Below are 17,351 nucleotides of genomic sequence, written 5' to 3' on the forward strand. Positions count from 1 at the left end.
GCTGGATGTGCAGGGCATCAACTACTCGTATGGGGTGTACGACTCTTTTCACGAGTCGCATCCCGATTTCCCCATCATCGGCAGCGAGATCGGCAGCGATGTAAGCGATAGAGGCATCTACGCAAACGATCCCGAAAAGGGTTACGTGAGCGCCTATAACAACGTCGAGGGCACCTGGAAAAGCGTAGCCACCCATCCTTTTGTGGCTGGTGGATTCGTGTGGACGGGGTTCGACTACAAAGGCGAACCCTCGCCTTACGCCTGGCCCTGTGTCAACTCCCATTTCGGCCTGATGGATCTATGCGGCTTTCCAAAAGACGATTACTACTACTATAAGGCATGGTGGGATCAGGAACATCCGCTCGTTCACCTGTTTCCCCATTGGAACTGGCAGGGGAAAGAAGGCCAACCCATAGATGTGTGGTGCTACAGCAACTGCGATTCGGTGGAGCTGTTCTTAAATGGGAAGAGCTTGGGTAGAAAGGAGATGCCCAAATACTGGCATGTGGAATGGCATGTGCCGTATACGCCGGGCGTTCTGGAGGCGAAAGGCTATCGGGATGGGCGGGTCGTCGCTACGGATCGGGTAGAGACCACAGGGCCGCCTGCGGCCATTCGTCTTACCACCTCCACACCCACCATAAAGGCGGACGGTGAGGAGGTAGGTATGGTGGAAGTGGCGATTGTGGATGCTCAGGGGCGCGTGGTTCCTACCGCCGATAATCTGGTTCATTTTCGGGTGCTTGGGGCCGGAAGCATCGCCGGAGTGGGGAACGGCGACCCAAGCGACCACGAGCCGGACCAGGCCGACTACCGTCGCGCGTTCAACGGGCTTTGTTTGTTGGTGGTGCGCGCCGGCAATCGCCCCGGCGCCATTGAGGTGGAGGCGACCTCCGAGGGGCTGCGTTCGGCGCATCTCCGTTTGGAGGCGGTGCGCTAAGCAGAAACGAGGAAAGGCTCGTCTTGGAGCCTTTCCTCGTCGGTAGGCACTCGCCAGGAAGGCGGCGAGGCTAGCTTTCTTGTAAGCTGACGGTGATCTCGATCTCGCCGAAATCGGTGCAGAGGGGCACTACAAGGGCGGGAATATCGAGGGTGGTCATCTTCACGTTGGTGCCGCGCACGATGGTGGGGGGCGTGATGTTGCACGGAAAGCCGGCTTCGGCCAGGAGGGTAGCGGCGTTGCCGGTAACCATATTGCCTAGCTCGGCAATGGCGCTTGCCGCAAGTTGGTCGAACGTCCTTACCGGTTGGCCTAGCATATGCGAGGCGATCTTATCCGCCGTGATAAGGCTCATACCGTAGATCACCTGCCCCTCTACCTTGCCGGTAACGCCGGTGATGATGTTGCACTGTTGGCTTGTGAAGATGGACGGGCGCATAGAGAGCGTGCCTTTCGCGGGTTTGCTGCCCAGCACCATCTCCAGCACTTGGAAGGCCGCCGAGATGAATGGGTTGATATATTGAACTTTCATGGTCTATTTTGTCTCCGTATAGTTTGGTTGGCTTTTAGGGGTTTAGGCACCGATGATCTTCTGTACGGCCTCCAGCACCTTATCGGGCTGGAATGGCTTGACAATAAAGTCTTTTGCGCCGGCAGAAACCGCTTCGAGCACCATCTGCTTCTGGCCCATGGCCGTGCACATAATGATATTGGCTTGGGGGTCTATCTTCTTGAGTTCGCGAACGGCGGTTATTCCATCCATCTCGGGCATGGTGATATCCATGGTCACGAGGTCGGGTTTGGTTTTTTGGTAAAGTTCCAGCGACTCCAGCCCATTCGAGGCCTCGCCAACGACCTGGTAGCCGTTTTTTTCCAAGATGTTTTTCAAGGTAACGCGCATGAAAAGCGCATCGTCGGCAATTAATATCTTCTTAGCCATCTGTATTCCTATCTCCTTAACTTGCTTTAGGTTCGTTTGAGGGGTTTATGGTTGGGGGCGTCCCCGCGTTTTCGATAAAAGAAGGGCAGGGGGGAATCGAAACCGATCTCGCGATAGCGAAAAATTCGTTCCGATCCGCCCACAAAAAGGTATCCACCAGGCTTCAGAGCGTCGTAGAAGCGTTGGTAAAGTGTCTCTTTGGCCTCTTCGGTGAAGTAGATCACCACATTTCGACAGCAGATGAGGTCGAAATCTTTTTCAAAGGGGTCGCAGAGAAGGTTATGAGCGCGAAATGTAACCCGATCGCGAATTCGAGGGCACAAGGTGTAGCAGGCATCCGCATCGGCCGGAAGGCTGGCGTTTGGTGTGCCCTCGAAATAGCGGCGTAGAATATTAGGTTCCACATGGCGCACATCGGCGCGTGTAAACCGGCCTTGCTGCGCCTTCTTTAAAATGGAGCGGTCTAAGTCGGTTGCGAGTATCCTATGAGGCCTCTCCGGCGCGATTTGATCCAGCAGAATGGCCAACGAGTAGGGTTCGGCCCCGTAGGAGCAGCCGGCGCTCCATACGCGCAGCGGGCCGCCCTGCGCTAAAAGTTCGGGCAAGATGTGGGTGCGTAGCTCCTGCCATTTCTCCGGGTTTCTAAATAGTTCCGACACGTTGATGGTTAGGCGGTCGAGAAACAGAGCGTACTCTTGCGGGTCTTGTTCAAGCAGTGCATAGTACTCCATAAAGCTCTTCTTGCCGGCGCGCTCTACCAAACCCCAAAGCCTACGGTGCATCTGCTGCTGTCGGTAGAGGTTCAGGTCAATGCCGGTTTTTCGAAGGATGCACGCTTTAAACTGACTGTAGTCCGCAGTTTCCAAGCAACGCGCATCCGTCTCGTCGTGTTCTTGTAGATAAGTCTTTGCGAATGCCATTTCATAGCCTCCTTTTTACGCCGCCTTTGCCAGCGATGAGGGGTTCATAGATTTCCACGCAGGCGCTTTCTCCGAAGCTCCGAGGGCAGCAAGCAGCCGCTCCTCTTGTCCGGGAAGACGCACGTAGACGCGCCCATCGCCATAAAAGAGAAGGGTTCGACCCACATTTCCCCCTAAATCGGCGGCCACGATGGGCAGTCCAAATCGGGCTAGCTGATTCTGCACGGCCTCTATGTTGCGCGGCCCGATGTCGAGTTTGCTAATGGTGCCAAACCCTTTAAAAATCTGCCCACCGCCGGCCAAAGCCACCCGCATGCGTGAACGCAGAGCGCCTTCCTTCTGCAGCAGCTCAACGAGCTGAGGAACTGCGATGTCGGCGTAACGCGGGTCGTCCTCCGCCGGATTTGTGCGGTTCGGTAAAACCACATGGGCCATGCCGGCCAAAGACAAGACGGGGTCGTAGATGCAGACGCCGACACAACTGCCTAAGCCCAAAGCGATCAAGATGGAGTTTTCTGAGCGGCATATTTTGACCTCGGCCATTCCTACCGTTATCTTCTCAGCCAATGGGGCGCTCTCCATAGAGGGCGTTCAAAAAAGTGGACAAACTTTTCGATTCCGGAACATACAAAAAGAAACCTTCCAGGTCGCTTTCACCCTGTTCCAGATTGGTAACGATGGTAAGCGCATCCTTCTGCAGAGTTCCTGCCGCGGCCAGCATAGACGCTAGGCTGGAGAGGATGCTGGCGGTGGCATCGCAGGCGAGCGCCGGTGGGGTGGTGAACAGAGTTAGGCCGGTAAGTTCACCGATGGCAACAAGGAACGAGGAGACGATGATGTTGCCCAGTTCCATGAGGGCGGAGCACTCTAGTTCTCCTAAAGTCTTTGTGGTGCCAGGCGGTAGCCCCAAGAGCCTATCGGCCATGCGCAGGGCCCCTTCTTGAGATAGCAGAAAGGCGACGTGCCCAGGGGCATCGCCCTCTACGGCCAAATAGATGCCGATGGCCTCGGTCTCCGGCCCGCAGACGATCTCGATGAAATGAGAAAGCGGCACGATATCCACACGCGGCACATGCATGCCGATGCGCCAGTCGGTGAGCGTCGCAAGCGCCGTTGCCGCGTGCCCCGTTCCGATATTGGCGATCTCGCGGATGGCATCAATCTGTTCGGATGTTAGTTTTAGACAGGTCGGGTTCATTGCGCTCACTCCGGCGAAATTTTCGGCCCAAGCCGCCCTCTCATTGAGGGTCTTTCTAGGGAAAACTCGGATTTTTGACTAAAATCCGGTAGCTTTGCGAGGGACTCGTGATGGTTGGCGAAATTCAAGAGGAGCATTAGAAATAAAGAATAAGTCAACCGAGAGAGCAAGAGACACTCTCTCGGTTTCAGGCTATCGTGTGCGTGTGGAAAGTTATCGTAGGGGAGGCTTTGAATTTTGGCCTCCATATTGAAACCCGGGAGGGGTGGGTGGGGGGCCCATGTGCACAGTAGGCGGCGGTGTGCCGCTGATGATTTTGGGGCCGCTAAACAGGTGCACTGCGAAGTAAGCACCTACAATGATAACCACAACTACGATAACAGCCACGACCAAGGCCGGGGATATCTCTTTTTTCATCATAGCTCTATCGCCTTTCTCTTATCTAGAAAATTTTAGGGGGATGAAATGCGCCATCCCCCTACGATATCCAAGCAGATTCTAATGGTGGCAGAATGGATCAACAGAAGCGTCGTCTTGTACCGTCCATTCGTTAGGACAGGTTGAACCCCACTGTCGGGTGCTAACGTGTCCATCGGTGAAGAGCACGTTTTGGCGAGAGTTAAAGAAACCCTGAATATTGGGGTCTTTGGAACTCCAGTCGGTACCGGTACACGTCCATGTATTTAGATTGCGATAGAGAGGATAGTCTAGATGTCCATCCTGCCACGAATCGGGACAATGCCCATTGATAACATAGATGGTATCCGATGGCACAGCCAGCATAGCATCGCTCGGATTCATCCACCATACGATGCCATAGTGCGCATTAGGGTTATTATCTAACCACGGCGTGAAGTACCAGTTGGATACTCCATTAAGCATATAGCTAAAATAGAGGGTGTTTCCATCTGGGCTCAGGTTAATGTTGAGTTGTTTGCAAACCCATGGCGCGTTGGCATTGTAGGCAACTTGAAATTGGGGTGAAAGGAATATTTGGGTGTTTTTGGCATAGGGTTGAAGCAGTGCAGGCCAATAGACCCATGGGCCTGGGCTACATCGTGGATCGTTGTAGGGTAATCCGATTCCCAATAGGTGCTCGTCATAATCTTGGGAATACATTAGGAGCGCGAGGCCGATCTGCTTCAGATTACTCATATCGCTTGCCTGACGCGCTTTGGTACGCGCCTGAGCAAAGACTGGAAAGAGGATCGCTGCCAGTATCGCTATAATAGCGATAACTACAAGCAGTTCAATTAGTGTGAAACCACGTGATTGACGAGAACTCATAGGGTTACCTCCTTAAAGATTGAATTAAATTTGAAGTTAGAAGTTGAGAAAGCTAGGGAGAAAAAGCAAAAATGGCCTTATGCATCACCTCCTTACCGATGATTCTCTCACGACAAGCTGAGGACGCAGAACAAGCTGTTGAGGAGGCAGATCGGGGTTTTGTATTCTGGTTCGGAGAAACTGCCAGCCGATGCGACACATCTCTTCGATAGGCTGAACAATGGTGGATAAGGGATGGTCTAAATACTCTGTGTCCTCGATGCCATCGCAGCCTACGAGGGCTACATCATCGGGTACGCTTAGTTTGAGATCGAGTAGTGCTCGGTAGGCACCTATTGCCATCTCATCATTAATGCAGAAGAGACCTGTAGGAGCACCCCGTGCTTCGATATAGTGTTTAAGGGTTTCGCGAGCATCGCTCCGTGTTTGCTGCGGAGCAACGATCTGTTCTGCTTGAAGGCCACTTTCTCGGCAGAAAGTGAGATAAGCTTCTAGCCGTGCATCTCCCGGGCGATTGCTGGCTTGGTCGAGCAGGTATGCGATACGGCGACATCCTACCTCATAAAGATGGTTCAGGGCTAAAGAGGCTCCGTAGAAGAGATCGACTCCAACATGGTCTACCTCTTCACAGTAGTAGGCTCCTAAACTAACGATGGGAGAACAGGAGTTCGTTGCATTTGTTCTCCATAGAAGAGGATAGGCGGTTTCAAATGCGATCACCCCGTCGGTAGGAAACTCTAAGCGAGGCGGGCTAAGTTCACTATCGGTATCTTCCGGAACACTACGGATGAGCAGTTCATAATTGTCTGCCTTAAGTTGGGTAAAGAGTGCCTGAACCACTCTTACTTGGAATGGGGTATGCAGATATCTACTCCAAAAAGCAATGAGGTTTGTGCGTCCTGTTACCAGTGCCCGAGCGGCCAAATTCGGTTGATAACCAGCATTTTTTATAGCTTTTAGTACGCGTTGTCGGGTGCGCTCGGATATGAAATCCGTCCGGTTATTCAGCACACGTGAGACGGTCGTATGCGATAGGTTCAGCTCTTTCGCAATATCACGAATCGTTTTTCGCATCTCTAAGCTTCTTTATTCGAAACACACACGGTAAACCGCACACGGTAACATTATAACAAATCTGCTGCTACTTGTCAAGTCTTTTGTGTTCTGTGCCGTCATTGGCTGTTTTAGGAAGGAGCGAGTGTGTTTGAAAGAGAACAGCAATTAAACTAGAACTCCTAGACGAGAAGCTCGTCTTTAGAAAAGGGAGAAGATGCTTTTTAGGAAGGATGGACGCAAGCATGTTTTTTCTATGTTCTCTGCGAAGGCTCTGTCGAATCGTGCCGACGGGGACGATGGTGGCCTTGATGGGGTGGCCGGCACATCCCGCATGGGCTCGGCAAGCCCCGCCGGTTACCCTTTCCGAAACGTCTCGGTCGTTCGTGCTCTCTAACGGCATCCTTACGGTGCAGATCGATAAGTACAGTGGCAATATCACCTCCTGGAAATATAAAGGCTTGGAGCTGATGAGCCGTGGGCAAGGCTATTGGTCGCAGGTGGGGAGCACCCGCCATTTTGGGGCTAAACGCATGGCCTTGGTGCGTGTCAGCCCGGCTGCCTCGCACGGTGCCGAGGTGGAGGTGGCCGTGCGCGCCCTCTATGACCCACAAAACCCATCCGATCAGTTGCCGGTTGATGTGGAGTGGCGCTATACCCTGTTTCGAGGGGCCTCCTGGCTGTACGCAAGTGCCCTGTGGCATCACCCGGCAAGCTACCCATCCTTTTCGGTTGGCGAGGCGAGGATGTGTCTTAAGCTAAACCCTGCCGTTTTCGACTTTTTGGTGGTAGATGCTCGACGCCAGCAGCGGATGGCCACCGGTTACGATTGGGACCACGGCATTCAGCTGAACCTGAAAGAGGCGCGGCGCCTAACAACGGGTGTGCGAGCCGGCGAGGTGGAACATAAGTACGATTATGCCGCCGTGCTCTACCAAACGCCGGCTTATGGATGGGCAAGCACGCACGATAGGGTGGGCTTTTGGATGATCAATCCGAGCTTCGAATATCTCAGTGGAGGGCCAACACGACCGGAGCTAACCGGCCATGTAGACACGGTGCTGTTGAATATGTGGCTTAGCAGCCACTACGGCGGGAGTTGGCTCGCCATAGATCAAGGACAGGATTGGACGAAGTTTGTAGGGCCTTTCGTGCTCTATGTAAATAGTGGCTCGACCCCACAAGCTATGTGGCGCGATGCCCTGCATCGGGCGGCGTTAGAAAAGGCGAAATGGCCCTACAACTGGGTGAACGATCCAAACTATCCTTCGGCCTCTCAGCGCGGTGCTGCTGACGGCCAGATCGTGGTGCACGATCTTTACCACCCCCATTTGCAAGTTCGGGATATGTGGGTTGGGCTAACCGCTCCGGACTATCCGGCGCATCAGCCGGCCGGTTTTCCGCCGATGGTGGATTGGCAGCGCGATGCGGCCCACTATCAGTTCTGGGTTCAGGCAAACTCCAACGGTTCCTTTCGTATACCAAACCTTAGGCCGGGTCGCTATACCCTCCACGCCTTCGCAACCGGTGTGCTCGGAGAGTTTGAGAAAACGGACATCTCCATTAAACCAGGAGAGACGCTCCATTTGGGGAGATGGGTATGGGTGCCGAGATACTACGGACAACCGCTCTGGGAGATAGGAGTGCCAGACCGAACGGCGAGAGAGTTTCGCCACGGAGACCACTATTGGCAGTGGGGGTTGTACTATCTCTACCCTAAAGAGTTCCCTCATGGAGTTCAGTACGTTATAGGGAAAAGCGATTGGCATCGCGATTGGAACTACTGCCAGCCGCCCATCATCTACGGCGACCCGGAGTGGGGCACGGTTTGGCATGTCAGCGATAGCGTATGGTCTATCCTCTTTACGCTGCCGAAAGCGCTCGAAGGAAAAGCCTACCTCCGGTTGGCGTTTTGCGGTAGTCGGCAGGGAACCCATATCAGCGTGCTCGTTAACGGCAAGGTCGTTGGGGACACCGGGCCGCTTCCTAATTCGGGGGTGATGCATCGGGATGGAATTCAGGGCTACTGGTGCGAGCGCGATATCGCGTTCGATGCCTCTCTCTTGCATGCCGGCCAAAACGTGATTCAGCTGAAGCTGGAAGCTCGCGACTGGCCCCAAGGCGTGCTTTACGACTATCTGCGGCTGGAGGTGGCAACGAGCCGAGTCGCTTCAGCGAAAGTGCGCTCGCTCCCGCCATCTCACGCGAGGTGAAGAGCGACAAAGAGGGATGTCTGCCCTTCTCTCTAGGGGCCTGAGGAGGTTGCCGGGACCGGGTTAGGATCGGGAGTGGGCTTGCCTCCGTTGGAGAGTGGCAAGGTTGTTGTGGGCGGGTTCGGTATGTTATCGGAGGGCACCGTGGCCGTGATGGATTGTGGCGTGATGTTGGCGGCAGCTCCGGCCACGGTGAAGGTTCCATCTGTGTTGAGCGTAGCGACCCCTCCATCTACGATAAGCGTAGGAAAGATGGCGAGGAGGTTGCCTTGGGCATCGTAGACCTGAGCTTTGTAGAGGGGGACATTCCCGGATGGATTCGACACTTGGGTTATTGTGATTTTGGCCACATTGGCCGCATTAAAGTTGGCCGGTAGAAGAGCGATGACGAGCTGAGTAGGGCGATTATTGGCCAATAAGAAGGAGAAGTGCTGGCTCTGTAGCGACGTATCGTTGGGCTGTACCTGAATGGTTACCGGACTTTCCACGCTGCCGGTAGGAATGCCGTTGATGGAGAACTGCCCATTAGAATCGGTATAGACGCGATAAGAGAGAAACTGCCCATTGGGCGTTGATGTGGTGATAGTGACCGTGGCGTCGGGCACAGGCGCTGTGGGGTTGGCCGCCTGAATCACCTGACCAAGCACGGCGCTGCGCCCGGGTGGAATGCCCCCGCCGGTAAACGAGCTGATGCCTCCGCCGCAGCCATCGAGCAAAAAGGCGATCACGCTCCAAATGAGCGCCAATTGCAGCTTGCTGCGTTTCCACGTCCTGTTTTGTTGGATACCGGCAAGGGGCATCGTCCAAATCCTTCTAGTGCTCTAAACGATCCAACAGCGGAGGCCAACTCGTCTGTTCCAAGAAGGCTTCTCGTTCCTGACGGCGATTTTGACTGTGTAGCAGGTTGGCATAGCCGGCATAAACGGCCAAGCAGTCCTCATTTTCGAGAAGGGTATCGGGCAGTTGAGCTTCTTGAAGGGTGCTACGCAACTGGTTGAGCAGGCGGATAGCCTGATTCCAGTGCTCTTCAACCTCCTGCAGGTTAGGGGCTGCGAGATCGAGGCCAAGAAGAGCGAGGAGATGGTGCGCCCGCCATGTCGCCTCTAGGAAGCCGGTCTCTTGGGCCAGGGCGAGGGCGCGTTCTGCATGTTCTTGCGCTTGGCGCAGCGTTTGAGGGTCTTTGCTCTGCTGGCGCAGGGCCTCTGCCAGGCGGACACGTGCCAACGCTTCGAGATGGCGTGCGCCGAGTTTTGCGGCGTCGTTCAAAGCATTCTGGGCAGCCTCTCTGGCAGCGCCCGCTTGTCCTTCGGCGAGGGAGAGCCGAGTGGAGCGAAGTTGACACTCGATACTCGAACCGGCGTAGCGCACCGAAGCGGCAACGGCGTGGGCTTGTGCGACGTGATAGCGCGCCTCCGGAAGCCGCCCTGAAAGCCCTATGTAGGCATCGGTGAGAGCCAGCTGGGCATAGAGTTCCGCTTGTCGGTCGCCACGCGAAAGCGCCTGCGCCAAGGCGTCTTTGCCGTGTTGGATGGCCGTATTAAAGTCGCCGGCCGCTGCAAAGAAGATGCCGAGCCAGGCACGAGAAAGGGTCTCTCTGCGCTGGTCGCCTAAAAAGCGGGCGAGTTGCAGGGTGGCCGTCCAACCGGTATAGGCTTCCTTCCATCGGCCGGTGGCAAAATCTATCCAAGCGAGGTCGAAACGCGCTTCTAGATGCTGGTCGGCATTCCCAAGCTGTTCTGCTTCGTAGAGGCAGGTCTCGGCCAGCGCGCGGGCATTGGCGAAGTCGCCACAGGCCATGTAGACGTTGCGTTGGTTGGTATTCACGTAAAGGCGGCCTATGCGCGCCTCAAGGCCATCGCCCTGGTCAAGGCTGTCGAGAACGCTGTTTGCCTCCTCGAAATATCGCATAGCCTCTGCAAACTCTCCGAACTGTTCGTGAAGGCTGCCCAAGGCCAACAGGCCGCGCCAGCGTGCGGAGGGGAGGGAACTGTTGGCTACGATGGAAAACTGCGCACGAGCCTCTTCGATGCGCCCCAAACCCCAAAGCGCCTTGCCCAGGCTCTGGCGGGCGGCCAGCTCGGTTTGGGTATCGCCGAGTTCGGAGGCCAGCGCAATGGCGCGGGTGAGGGCATCGGCAGCACGAAGATTTTCGCCGCAGGCAAGCAGGGCGTTGCCAAGCTGCTCTTGGGCGCGCACTTGGGCTGCTCTATCGCCAAGCTGATCGGTGAGGGAGACAATGCGTTCACAGGTGAGGACAAGAGCACGCTGGTCGGGAGGGCCTGCCTGTGCGGCAGCCAGCTCTTGGAGAGCGCGAAGGCTTTCGGCTAGCCGTATGGCGATAGGCTCTTGAGTCGGTTCGGGCTTCTCTTCAAGAGCCTCCACCGTATCGGCGTAGAAGTAGGTAAGAGGCACGTTGCAGATGGCCGCGATCTGCTGAAGCCGGTCGGGTTGCGCCAAGGTGCTGCCGGATACATATTGATAGATGAGGGCGCGCGAACAACCCAAGCGGTTGGCCAACTCCTCTACCGTTAGCCCCGCGCGTTCCACAGCCTGCTGTAGGCGTTTGCCCTGTTCGCGTCTACCCTCGCGTGTTCTTAAGTCCATGCCAAGCCTTCAATTCACAAGGCCAGCGGGGGAGCGGGGGGCCGGATGGCCATCAAAAATTTACAATGTTCATGCTAAACTTAGGGAGAGATCACTAACACCTATATCATAACACAAACAGATTGGCGCTGTCAACAAAGCGCAAAATAAAAAGGCCGCCTCCGCAAAACGTTCCAGGGCCACGGAGGCGGCTTGCCAGACGGCTAACACTTCAGAAAGGAGATCACGCACTTTCTTTGACTACGTTTCTGTTGTTTGTGTTCCAAACCCGTTCTGCATGGCCTGCTCTAGAGAGGTGCGAAGGCGATTTTGGGTAAAAGTGAGCGTGAGATCGGCTCTGCTTCTTTCAAGCACGGCACGAAGGTTATCTACGGAACGACGTAAACCCTCCGTGAGCGCATCGGGAAAGTCGAAGGTGATGAGCAGATCGTAAATGGCCTCCATCGAGTCGAGCACTCGGCTTGCAATATCGAGCTGGTCTCTGCGAAGGCTATCGAGAAGATACCGACGGCTCTCGCTGGCGGCTTCCGCGAGGCCGTGAAGGTAAGCCGCCGATTCTACGCCAAGCTCTTCCGGAGTGGGAAGAGGGGTTTCCATCACGATGGCGAGCATGGCTTCGGCCTCAACATACTCCTTTTGCGCGTCGTGGATGTAGCCCGAATAGAAGAGATCGGGATAGGGTTTGAGCAGGGTGTGAGCGGCAAAGAGCTTTTCACGCGCCTCCTGAATAAGCTGTTTTGTGGCGTCGAACTCTTTTCGATGGACGGCACGGGTTGCGCGCGATGTGTATTGAATGATCTCTCGGCATAGACGCAACGTCTCCTCTCGCGCCTGGTTTTTTGCCTCGAAATCGGCGCGCAGCCGTTGACCAACGGTTTCTAGCATGGCCGAATAATCCATAGCCTCTTTTCCCCTCCCTCTTTCCTAAAGGTATTTTACCAGCCCTCCATTGCGAGAGGGAGGGTGCGGATGGCCGCTCATAGGTGCGTTCGAGGCAAAACAGAAGCAGGATATAGCGAGCCGAACGCGAAATCTACAAAAAACATGGGGAGGTGCTGCCCGATGAGCTACTTCCGTGTTGATGATGACCATGTGGCGCGATTTGAAAGAGACGGCTACCTGATTGTTCATCAGCTGCTCGACCCCGAAGAGACGGAACTGCTGCGTAAAATCGCCAAAGCCGACCGAGAAATTTTGGAAAAGCGCAGTGGAAGGCAAGATGCAGAAGGAAACAAAGCCTTAATTATCCTGCATACCGATCTGCGGGAGGACATCTACGGTGCCATCGCGCGTTCGCGGCGTATTGTGGACACCATGGAGCGGCTTTTGGGCGGTGAGGTCTACCACTGGCACCATAAGATGACCATGAAAGAGCCGTTTGAAGGCGGGGCTTGGGAGTGGCATCAGGACTATGGGTATTGGTACAACGACAACTGCCTCTTCCCCTACATGGCCAGCGTGCAGATCGCCGTAGACCCCTGTACCAAAGAGAATGGTTGTCTGCAGGTTATTCGAGGCTCCCACCATTTAGGACGGCTCGACCACGGCCGAGTTGGTGACCAGACAGGGGCAGATAGAGAGCGCGTTGAGGCGGCCTTACAGCGCCTTGAGCTGGTCTACTGCGAGTTGGCACCGGGAGATGGGGTGTTCTTCCATTGTAACTTGCTTCATCGCTCCGATGCCAATAGAAGTCCACACCCTCGGTGGACTTTTCTCTGCTGTTACAATGCGGCCCGCAACGACCCGTTCAAACCGGGGTGGTATCCCAACTACTCCCCCCTTGAAAAATGGGACGATGCGCGCATTAAAGAGGTAGGGCGTCGTCAATGGGAGGCCATGATGTCGTCGGCAACAGCTTAGAGTTTGTGCGTTTCCTAAAACACGCTTTCCTTCCGGTGGAGGGAAGGAGAGGCGGGGAAGCGTTTTTACAGAACGGTAGTGGAGGCGAGCGATTGAGAATAAGACGAGAGAGACCACCCTCTTTATTCCGACTCGATGAGAAAGTGGCCGTGGTCACAGGGGCCGGATCGGGCATTGGCGAGCAAATAGCCCTCCTCTTTGCGCAGCAGGGAGCACGCGTGGTGGTGGCCGATCGGGATGAGACGAACGGCCGGGGGGTGGCAGAACGCATAGGGACGCAGGCGCTTTTCCTGCCGATGGACGTAACGAGTTCACAGAGCGTGCGAGCAGGTCTGGAGCAGACATTCGAGCGCTTCGGACAACTCGACATTTTGGTGAACAACGCGGGTATCGGGTTTGTGGGCAGCGTGGAGGAGACGCCTGAGGAGGAGTTTTCGCGCCTGATGGATGTGAATGTGTTGGGTGTCTTTCACGGTTGCAAGCATGCGGCTCCTTTAATGCTGCGTCAGGGTAGAGGGAACATCATTAACATCGCCTCGGTGGCCGGGCTGGTGGGCATCCCGCGACGCTTCGCCTATTGTGCTACTAAAGGCGCCGTGATCGCCATGACGCGCCAAATGGCCGTGGACTATGCCAAGAAGGGCATTCGTGTGAATGCTATTGCCCCTGGCACTGTGGAAACCCCCTTTGTAGAAAGCTACCTGCAGCGTTTTCATGCCGGAGAGATCGAGCAGACACGCGCCCAACTGCATGCGCGCCAACCCATTGGGCGTATGGGACGCCCGGAGGAGATCGCCACGATGGCACTTTACCTTGCTTCCGACGAATCGGAGTTCGTGACCGGCTCAGTCCTCGTTATTGATGGAGGTTGGACGGCAGCATAGCAGCCAAAATTAAAAAAAATAATGAAACGGCCTCGTAGCGTCCCTCGTCAACAAAAATAGAAGGAAATGGGAAAGACTCTCAAGAATTAGCCATCTAAGAGAAACGATCTTGAGAGGTCAAGGGTATGGGACTCGCATCCTTGTTGCAGTGGCAAACGCTCGTCTTTCTATTGCCCTTCTCGATTTCCGCTTTGCTGCTGTTGCTTGCTTCTCTGCGGTTAGGGCATCATGGAGGGCATCATGCCGGTGGTCATGCAATGTTTGGGCATGCTCACGATGTTGGCACTGCCGTGGGGCATCATGCGGCAGGGCCTGGTGTGGGTAGCCATACCATAAGTCATCAAGAGACGGCTAGCCCTATAGCCCCAACCGGCATAGGGCACCAGCATCACGGCGCCTTAATGGGGATCAAGCATCTGCATTGGCCTCATCTGCAGGCGCATCCCTCTTCGCATCACGGCCCTGGCCAAGGGCGATCTCAAGAAACGGCCGTGCTGGTCTCGCCCCTGCTTTTGCGTGTCACGGGGTTCGGCAGCGCCTCACCGCTTATCCTCTTCGAGCTTTTTTGTCTCATGTGGGGGCTTTTGGGGCTTTGGGCGCGCTACTATCTTGTACCGATAGAAAATCCCTCGCTTTCTCAAATGGTGTTGCCCTTGCTTGTTGCGTTCCTAGGAGGGCTGCTTGGGATGCGGCTCGGCGTGGCCCTGCTGGTGCGCCTTATTCCCAAAGAGGAGTCGCTCGACGTTTCGCGCAACCATCTTTTGGGTTTAACGGGAACCATTGCCTTCACTGCAACAGAGACGCAAGGTAGAATTCAGGTGTACGATGCCTACGGTACCCTGCACGACGAACGCTGCCGTGTTGCACGCGCCGGAGAGGTTATCCCGAAAGGAAGAACGGCTTTAATTACCGACATTGCCCCAGACGGCTGCCTTTTGGTGGAGGAGGCTGCTGCTCCGTTAAAAGAGTAGACGTGCTACGCCCTCGCAGGTTGTTAACTGTTGACATACTCTCTGCGCTCATGAGCCATCCTCTGGCTGAATATTTAAACTGAATATTTAAACGAAGTAGGGTAGGCCTTATGCCTATCCATTACGGAAACATCGAAGTGGCGCCTGTAGAGAGGCAGGCTCTGGCATGGGGCTTGAGCCGCGCGTGAAACCGGCCTCAGTGAAGCAGGAATAGAGCCTGTGCTCTTTGAGCATGGTTTAAACAACGACATAGAAAGGATAACGCATATGATAGGCTTTCTTGTCATCTTGCTCGGCCTACTCACCGGATTGGTGGGGGCCTTAGGGTCTGCTTTTGGCCTGCCCATTCACGGGGCTACAGGCATCCTTTTGATTTTTGGTGGTGTCGTTCTCGTGATCGTGGGTCTGGTGATGGTCTCCATGTCGTTTTATCGCCGGACAACCGCCGATATTGCCTTTGTGCGCACCGGCATGGGGGGAAGTCGGGTGGTTTTAGACGGCGGCATCCTCGTGATCCCCTTTTTGCATAATCTGTTGGAGATCAACCTACAGACCATGAAGCTTGGGGTCAATCCAAAAGGCCCAAATGCCCTTATCACCCGCGACAACCTGCGTGCCAACGTGATGGCGCAGTTCTACATTCGGGTTCAGGCCGATACAGAGCACATTCTCAATGCGGCACGCTCTCTCGGCCAGCACAGTGTGGATGCGGAGGCGGTAGAGGCGTTAGTGAGCGAAAAGCTGATCTCCGCCCTTCGTGCGATCGCCTCGCAGATGGATCTGTTCGAAATCCATACTAAGCGCGATGAGTTCGCCGAGCGTGTTAAGGAGCATGTTCGCCTCGACCTGGAATCGAACGGGTTGCTGTTGGAATCGGTGACGATCTCGGAGTTAGACCAAACCGACCCAACAGAGCTAAGTGATAACAACGTTTTCGATGCCCAGGGCAAGCGAAAAATTACCGAAATCACGGCGGCCGCTGCCGTTGAGCGGAATAACCTTGAGCGGGAGGCCGAGCGTGCGCGCAAATTAAAGGATGTGGAGACGCGCCAGCAGATTCTGGAGTTGGAGAAGCAACAGGCGGAGGCCGAAGCGCTTCAGGCCACCGAGATAGCCAAAATCAAGGCGGAAAAAGACCGTGAGGCCCAAGAGGCGTTGATCGCCCAACAGAGGGCGTTGGAGCTGGCCCGTATTGAAAAAGATCGGTTGGTGCAAGAGCAGGAGATCGCGCGGCAAAAGGCGGTGGAGGTGGCGCGCACCGAGCAGGAGTTAACCGTGCAGACCGCCCAGATCGCCCGTGATCAGCAGGTGCAGGCGGCGACCGTGGCGCGGGAAAAGAGCATTGCCTTGGCCGAGCGAGAGAAGGAGATCGCGCTGGCACAGAAAGAAGCCGAGCGGGCACGCGCTGAAGAAGAGGCTCTGCGCGCGGCTGCCGAGAAAGAGAAAGCCAACCAACAGGTAGCCACCGTGGTGCAGTTGGCGGAGGCCGAACGTGAGGCCAATAAAAAGCTTATCGCAGCGCGTCAAGAGATCGAGCAGGGCCGCCTAAAGGCGCAGACCAACGCCGACGTCGAGGCCTATATGAGGGTGAAGCAGGCCGAGGGAGACTTGGAAGCGGCGCAGAAACAGGCGGAGGCGAAACAGAGGCTTGCCGAGGCTGAAGCACAGGCCAAAGAGCTTGCCGCGCGTGGCGAACGCGCGCTGCAGATGGTGTCGGTAGATGTAGCCCGTGAGCAGGTGAATGTGGAACAGGCCAAGGTGGAGGTGGAGCGGCAGCAGCTCCAAAACCGCCAGGAGTTTGCCGAAGCCGGTATTCGGCTTGAGGTGCAAAAGCTTACCATTCAGGCGGAGCGTGACGTGCAGATCGAGTTCGCTAAGGCACTGGCCAACTTCTTAGCAAACGGGCATATGACCCTCTATGGTACGCCGGAGACGGCCACTGTGATGCTCGATAACATGGCAAAAGGTTTCGGGTTGCGTACCATGATAGAGAGTTTCCTCAACGGCAGCGGAAAGGACGGCAGCGATGGGCTTTCCCAACTCACCGCACAGCTGGGGCAGCTTCTAAAACCCGCGTTGACGAAGCTCGGAGCCGATGGCGCCCAATCTCTGGACATAACGTCGCTGGCGGAGTCTTTAGCGTCCAACCCCGATTTTCTCAAAGCGCTTCAAGCGGCCATAGCCGCGCAAAACGCGGGGCAGGGGAAGAACGAGGAGGCAAAAAAAGCGGAAAAGACACCCCATACGCCCTAACAAATTACCGGTCTTCTCGATCGGTCAATTCAAAATAACCACAAACGTCCCTTATCTTAGGAGGAATAGGTTGACGGTTTCTCCAAAACGGAGTTTGCAATTTTCTGTGGATTGTGATACAATATAAAAGCACGTACGGAGAGATGGCTGAGTGGTCGAAAGCGGCTGACTGCTAATCAGTTGTAGGGGCGTATTGCCCCTACCCCGGGTTCGAATCCCGGTCTCTCC

General features: G+C 55.4%; 17 protein-coding genes and 1 tRNA gene. 7 read left to right on the forward strand and 11 right to left on the reverse strand.

Features of this window, described 5'->3' with window-relative positions; translation table 11 throughout:
* The coding region (locus VKV18_RS01335; protein WP_324202429.1) for a DUF4982 domain-containing protein at positions 1-940 on the forward strand (940 nt) is incomplete at its 5' end.
* 70 nt (positions 941-1,010) lie between these two features.
* On the opposite strand, the gene VKV18_RS01340 is transcribed toward VKV18_RS01335, so the two are convergent.
* The 8 genes from VKV18_RS01340 to VKV18_RS01375 all read right to left on the reverse strand — a co-directional run bounded on the left by VKV18_RS01340 (position 1,011) and on the right by VKV18_RS01375 (position 6,359).
* Positions 1,011-1,472, reverse strand: coding sequence for a chemotaxis protein CheX (locus VKV18_RS01340; protein WP_016483865.1), 462 nt, complete (start codon positions 1,470-1,472; stop codon positions 1,011-1,013).
* Positions 1,473-1,514: 42 nt separating this feature from the next.
* The gene (locus VKV18_RS01345; RefSeq protein WP_324199441.1) at positions 1,515-1,880 is read right to left on the reverse strand and encodes a response regulator; all 366 of its coding nucleotides are present in this window, start codon (positions 1,878-1,880) and stop codon (positions 1,515-1,517) included.
* A 26-nt stretch (positions 1,881-1,906) separates the two neighbouring features.
* A complete protein-coding gene (locus VKV18_RS01350) occupies positions 1,907-2,800 on the reverse strand; it encodes a protein-glutamate O-methyltransferase CheR (protein WP_324202430.1) in 894 nt (297 codons plus the stop codon).
* Between the two features lie 15 nt (positions 2,801-2,815).
* The gene (locus tag VKV18_RS01355; protein WP_324202431.1) at positions 2,816-3,367 is read right to left on the reverse strand and encodes a chemotaxis protein CheD; all 552 of its coding nucleotides are present in this window, start codon (positions 3,365-3,367) and stop codon (positions 2,816-2,818) included.
* On the reverse strand, positions 3,360-3,998 hold the full coding sequence (locus VKV18_RS01360; protein WP_324202432.1) for a chemotaxis protein CheC: 639 nt from the start codon (positions 3,996-3,998) through the stop codon (positions 3,360-3,362). The genes VKV18_RS01355 and VKV18_RS01360 overlap by 8 nt, the downstream gene beginning before the upstream one ends.
* A gap of 213 nt (positions 3,999-4,211) precedes the next feature.
* Entirely contained in the window at positions 4,212-4,418 is a 207-nt protein-coding gene (locus tag VKV18_RS01365; protein ID WP_324202433.1) for a hypothetical protein, read from the reverse strand.
* A gap of 78 nt (positions 4,419-4,496) precedes the next feature.
* The gene (locus VKV18_RS01370) at positions 4,497-5,285 is read right to left on the reverse strand and encodes a type II secretion system protein (RefSeq protein ID WP_324202434.1); all 789 of its coding nucleotides are present in this window, start codon (positions 5,283-5,285) and stop codon (positions 4,497-4,499) included.
* 84 nt (positions 5,286-5,369) lie between these two features.
* Positions 5,370-6,359, reverse strand: a complete 990-nt coding sequence (locus VKV18_RS01375) for a LacI family DNA-binding transcriptional regulator (RefSeq protein ID WP_324202435.1) — start codon at positions 6,357-6,359, stop codon at positions 5,370-5,372.
* Positions 6,360-6,583: 224 nt separating this feature from the next.
* Here VKV18_RS01375 and VKV18_RS01380 point away from each other — a divergent pair, with 224 nt between their 5' ends.
* A complete protein-coding gene (locus VKV18_RS01380) occupies positions 6,584-8,551 on the forward strand; it encodes a polysaccharide lyase family protein (RefSeq protein WP_324202436.1) in 1,968 nt (655 codons plus the stop codon).
* 32 nt (positions 8,552-8,583) lie between these two features.
* Here the strand turns inward: VKV18_RS01380 and VKV18_RS01385 are convergent, their stop codons facing one another.
* The 3 genes from VKV18_RS01385 to VKV18_RS01395 all read right to left on the reverse strand — a co-directional run bounded on the left by VKV18_RS01385 (position 8,584) and on the right by VKV18_RS01395 (position 12,055).
* Positions 8,584-9,351 (reverse strand): carboxypeptidase-like regulatory domain-containing protein, encoded by a 768-nt coding sequence (locus VKV18_RS01385; protein WP_324202437.1) that lies wholly within the window; start codon positions 9,349-9,351, stop codon positions 8,584-8,586.
* 13 nt (positions 9,352-9,364) lie between these two features.
* Entirely contained in the window at positions 9,365-11,155 is a 1,791-nt protein-coding gene (locus VKV18_RS01390) for a helix-turn-helix transcriptional regulator (protein ID WP_324202438.1), read from the reverse strand.
* Between the two features lie 240 nt (positions 11,156-11,395).
* Positions 11,396-12,055 carry a hypothetical protein gene (locus tag VKV18_RS01395; RefSeq protein ID WP_324202439.1) on the reverse strand — a complete coding sequence of 220 codons (660 nt, stop codon included), beginning with the start codon at positions 12,053-12,055 and terminating at the stop codon, positions 11,396-11,398.
* A gap of 162 nt (positions 12,056-12,217) precedes the next feature.
* Here VKV18_RS01395 and VKV18_RS01400 point away from each other — a divergent pair, with 162 nt between their 5' ends.
* The 5 genes from VKV18_RS01400 to VKV18_RS01420 all read left to right on the forward strand — a co-directional run bounded on the left by VKV18_RS01400 (position 12,218) and on the right by VKV18_RS01420 (position 17,351).
* Positions 12,218-13,015: a phytanoyl-CoA dioxygenase family protein gene (locus VKV18_RS01400; RefSeq protein WP_324202440.1), complete on the forward strand. Its 798-nt coding sequence runs from the start codon at positions 12,218-12,220 to the stop codon at positions 13,013-13,015.
* 92 nt (positions 13,016-13,107) lie between these two features.
* Positions 13,108-13,899, forward strand: coding sequence for an SDR family oxidoreductase (locus tag VKV18_RS01405; protein WP_324202441.1), 792 nt, complete (start codon positions 13,108-13,110; stop codon positions 13,897-13,899).
* A gap of 125 nt (positions 13,900-14,024) precedes the next feature.
* Positions 14,025-14,870: a hypothetical protein gene (locus VKV18_RS01410; protein WP_324202442.1), complete on the forward strand. Its 846-nt coding sequence runs from the start codon at positions 14,025-14,027 to the stop codon at positions 14,868-14,870.
* A 267-nt stretch (positions 14,871-15,137) separates the two neighbouring features.
* On the forward strand, positions 15,138-17,123 hold the full coding sequence (locus tag VKV18_RS01415) for an SPFH domain-containing protein (RefSeq protein ID WP_324202443.1): 1,986 nt from the start codon (positions 15,138-15,140) through the stop codon (positions 17,121-17,123).
* Positions 17,124-17,260: 137 nt separating this feature from the next.
* Positions 17,261-17,351 (forward strand) — tRNA-Ser (locus tag VKV18_RS01420).

This window comes from Chthonomonas sp., from assembly GCF_035294505.1.
Classification (GTDB): Bacteria; Armatimonadota; Chthonomonadetes; order Chthonomonadales; family Chthonomonadaceae; genus Chthonomonas.

Excerpts from the sequence above, each read along its gene's own strand:
- VKV18_RS01365 (WP_324202433.1), bottom strand. The coding sequence starts at position 4,418 with ATGATGAAAAAAGAGATATCCCCGGCCTTGGTCGTGGCTGTTATCGTA.
- VKV18_RS01410 (WP_324202442.1), top strand. The coding sequence starts at position 14,025 with ATGGGACTCGCATCCTTGTTGCAGTGGCAAACGCTCGTCTTTCTATTG.
- VKV18_RS01350 (WP_324202430.1), bottom strand. The coding sequence starts at position 2,800 with ATGGCATTCGCAAAGACTTATCTACAAGAACACGACGAGACGGATGCG.
- VKV18_RS01415 (WP_324202443.1), top strand. The coding sequence starts at position 15,138 with ATGATAGGCTTTCTTGTCATCTTGCTCGGCCTACTCACCGGATTGGTG.
- VKV18_RS01385 (WP_324202437.1), bottom strand. The coding sequence starts at position 9,351 with ATGCCCCTTGCCGGTATCCAACAAAACAGGACGTGGAAACGCAGCAAG.
- VKV18_RS01345 (WP_324199441.1), bottom strand. The coding sequence starts at position 1,880 with ATGGCTAAGAAGATATTAATTGCCGACGATGCGCTTTTCATGCGCGTT.
- VKV18_RS01380 (WP_324202436.1), top strand. The coding sequence starts at position 6,584 with ATGTTTTTTCTATGTTCTCTGCGAAGGCTCTGTCGAATCGTGCCGACG.
- VKV18_RS01360 (WP_324202432.1), bottom strand. The coding sequence starts at position 3,998 with ATGAACCCGACCTGTCTAAAACTAACATCCGAACAGATTGATGCCATC.
- VKV18_RS01375 (WP_324202435.1), bottom strand. The coding sequence starts at position 6,359 with ATGCGAAAAACGATTCGTGATATTGCGAAAGAGCTGAACCTATCGCAT.
- VKV18_RS01370 (WP_324202434.1), bottom strand. The coding sequence starts at position 5,285 with ATGAGTTCTCGTCAATCACGTGGTTTCACACTAATTGAACTGCTTGTA.
- VKV18_RS01395 (WP_324202439.1), bottom strand. The coding sequence starts at position 12,055 with ATGGATTATTCGGCCATGCTAGAAACCGTTGGTCAACGGCTGCGCGCC.
- VKV18_RS01340 (WP_016483865.1), bottom strand. The coding sequence starts at position 1,472 with ATGAAAGTTCAATATATCAACCCATTCATCTCGGCGGCCTTCCAAGTG.
- VKV18_RS01400 (WP_324202440.1), top strand. The coding sequence starts at position 12,218 with ATGAGCTACTTCCGTGTTGATGATGACCATGTGGCGCGATTTGAAAGA.
- VKV18_RS01390 (WP_324202438.1), bottom strand. The coding sequence starts at position 11,155 with ATGGACTTAAGAACACGCGAGGGTAGACGCGAACAGGGCAAACGCCTA.